The organism is uncultured Porphyromonas sp. (genome assembly GCF_947254915.1).
Classification (GTDB): Bacteria; Bacteroidota; Bacteroidia; order Bacteroidales; family Porphyromonadaceae; genus Porphyromonas.
This window is the reverse complement of record NZ_CAMYEZ010000167.1, coordinates 1-2,838: the sequence shown is the minus strand read 5'-3', so window position 1 is coordinate 2,838 and position 2,838 is coordinate 1. Positions and strand designations below refer to the sequence as shown.

The following is a 2,838-nucleotide window of genomic DNA, read 5'->3' as shown; positions in this document are numbered from 1 at the left end:
AAAAATAGCTCCGTAGGAACTTCAAAATCCCTACGGAGCTACCGGTAAGTAATACCCAACTATAGTCCCACTAGAGTGGTCTAGTCGTGCTACAGACGAGCCTCTAGTGCGGGTCGCCAGTCCGTGGCATTGATCGCTAGGAGGGTCTGCAGGCCAAGTGCTGAGGCTGCCTCCAGATTGGCCGTGCTGTCGTCGATGAAGAGCGTCCGCTCGGGCACCATCCCGCTGTCCGCTATCATCTGCTCATAGATAGCTCGGTCGGGCTTCATCGTGTGCATATCACAGGAAGCGTAGATCTTGTCCACATAGTCGCTCAGCGTCCGCCCCGTGGCGGGGAGGAAGTGCGGACTGTGGGCATAAGCCATGATGTAGGGGTTGGTGTTTGACAGGATATAGATCTTGTACTGCTTGCGCAGCTGCTCTAGATAGTCAAACTTGTACTGAGGCACTTCCTTGAGGAAGAGCATAATCGCCTCATTGATCTCTTCATCAGTCAGGGCTGTACCCGCATGCTCATTGAGCCGTGCGACAAACCCTTCACGCCCCACGAGCCCCATCTCTAGATCGTGGAAGACACCGAGCTGTCGGTACGGATTGAGCATCTCATCGATGTCCTGGACGCCTAGCTCACGGAAGCGTCTTAGCGACACCTCCGGCTGGAGATCCACTAAGACGCCTCCTAAGTCAAATACGAGTGTATCTATCACGGCTTCTTACTTCTTCTTGAGCCAACGGTCGAGCCAGTCGAAGAAGGTGCGCTGCCATAGGAGGGCATTCTGAGGCTTGAGGACCCAGTGCGTCTCCTCGGGGAAGAGGAGCATCTTCGTCGGTATGCCACGCATCTTGGCTGCGTCAAAGGCCATCATACCCTGCGAAGCGAGGATGCGGTAGTCATGCTCTCCGTGAATGATTAGGATAGGCGTATCCCACTTGTCGACTAGCTTGTGAGGGGAATTGGCAAAGGTGCGCTGAGCCGTAGCGTTGTCCTTATCCCAAGGAGCACCGCCCATATCCCAGTTGGCAAACCACTTCTCCTCAGTCTCAAGGTACTGCGCCTCGAGGTTGAAGATACCAGCGTGAGCGATGAAGGCTGCGAAGCGACCCTCGTGTACACCTGCTAGGTAGTAGACTGAGTAACCACCGTAGCTAGCGCCGACAGCGCCCATACGATGAGGATCGATGAAGGGCTCCTTACGCATCAAGTCCGCTGCGGTGAGGTAGTCGCGGATGTTTTGCCCGCTGTAGTCGCCACTGATCTGCTCGTTCCACGCCTTGCCAAAGCCTGGCACGCCGTGACGGTTGGGGAGGATGACGATGTAGCCCTGCTCCGCCATGAGTCGTGGATTCCAGCGGTAAGACCAGAACTGGCTAATGGTGCTTTGCGGACCACCCTGACAGTAGAGGATGGAGGGGTACTGCTTGTTCTTGTCAAAGTGCGGTGGGTAGAGAACCCATGTGAGCATCTTGCCGCCATCGGTCGTAGGCATCCAGCGCTTTTCGCAAGTTAGGTTGCCTAGCTGGCTCATGATTGGCTTGTCCTCCGCAGTTAGCGCAGTGGCTTTGCCGTTCTTCAGGTTGACCATGAAGAGCTCTGTGGGGTAGGTCATCGCTTGGCGAGAGGCTACGCAGACACCTTTGTCATTAAGGTCAAAGCCGGTGTAGTTGTACTGCCCGTCGGTGATCTGCTTGATCTTGCCATTAGCAAGCTGATAGCTGTAAATGTGGGTCAACGCCTCACGACAGGTGGTGAAGTAGATGGTCTTGCTGTCGGCACTCCAGGTGGGGTTGGCAATGTTGTACTCAAAGTCGGCCGTGAGAGGACGGTACTGCTTCTTAGCCAAGTCGTAAAGGTATAGCACCTGCAGGTCAGACTCGTAGCCGTCGCGCTCCATACCGATCCAGATGAGCGAGCGACCGTCGGGGCTGAAGACGGGGTTCGTGTCGTAGCCCATAATGCCCTCGCTAACGTTGGTCGTCTCGCCAGTCGATACATTATATAGGTAGATGTCGCTATTGGTCGAGAGGCTGTACTCCAGTCCGGTCTTCTTGCGACAAGCGTAGGCGATGAGGTTGCCATCAGGGCTAAAGGCTATATCCTCGATACCGTTGTGCGGACGCATAGGTGCCTCGTAGGGCTCACCTTCGAGAAGGTCCAGACCCTTGGTAATGGGCTGTGCCGTAACCTTTGCGATAAAGGGGTGTGGCATCGTTGAGACCCATTCGTCCCAATGCTTGTACATCAGATCATCGATGATGCGTGCGTCAGCTTTGTCTAGATCAGGATAAACGTCCGTGATGACGGGGCGAGCCTTGATGTCCTGCACGTAGAGGAGCGTCTTCTCATCGGGCGAGAAGCGGTAGTCAACGATGCCTCCATTGATGGCTGTGAGCTGACGCTCAGCCCCATTGCTAAGGGTGCGTGCGAAGAGCTGCATGCCCTGGTCGGTGCCACGCATGAAGTATATCTGCTTGCCGTCCCGGCTCCAGCGTGGCGTGTACTCGCTCCCCGCGGAGGGTGCTGTCAGCTCGGTACGTCCTGTGCCGTCGCTATTGATGAGGTAGATAGAGGTGCGGCTGTTGTTGTCCTTAATAGAGGGTTGGGATACGTTGTAGACCACCTGCTTACCATTAGGCGCTAGAGCGTAGCTTCCTACACGAGGCATCGTGAGGAGCATCTCTGGGGTCATCTGCTTGGTCCCTTGCTGTGCAGTCATAGGCAGAGCTAATGTAGAGAAAATGAGAGCCACGAGGCTACGAAACAAGTTTCTTCTAGTCATAGGATAGTATGAGATGTGTGAAGGAATGGTCGTCTCGAGGCGACCATAGATTACTGAATGC

2 protein-coding genes are annotated in these 2,838 nt (G+C 55.1%); both read right to left on the bottom strand.

The annotated features are described in order from the left end of the window. Positions 1 to 89 precede the first annotated feature (89 nt). Positions 90 to 707, bottom strand: a complete 618-nt coding sequence (locus tag Q0X57_RS08080; protein ID WP_297729966.1) for an HAD family phosphatase — start codon at positions 705 to 707, stop codon at positions 90 to 92. Positions 708 to 713: 6 nt separating this feature from the next. Beyond that, the gene (locus Q0X57_RS08075) at positions 714 to 2,714 is read right to left on the bottom strand and encodes a S9 family peptidase (RefSeq protein ID WP_297729964.1); all 2,001 of its coding nucleotides are present in this window, start codon (positions 2,712 to 2,714) and stop codon (positions 714 to 716) included. Positions 2,715 to 2,838: the final 124 nt, after the last annotated feature.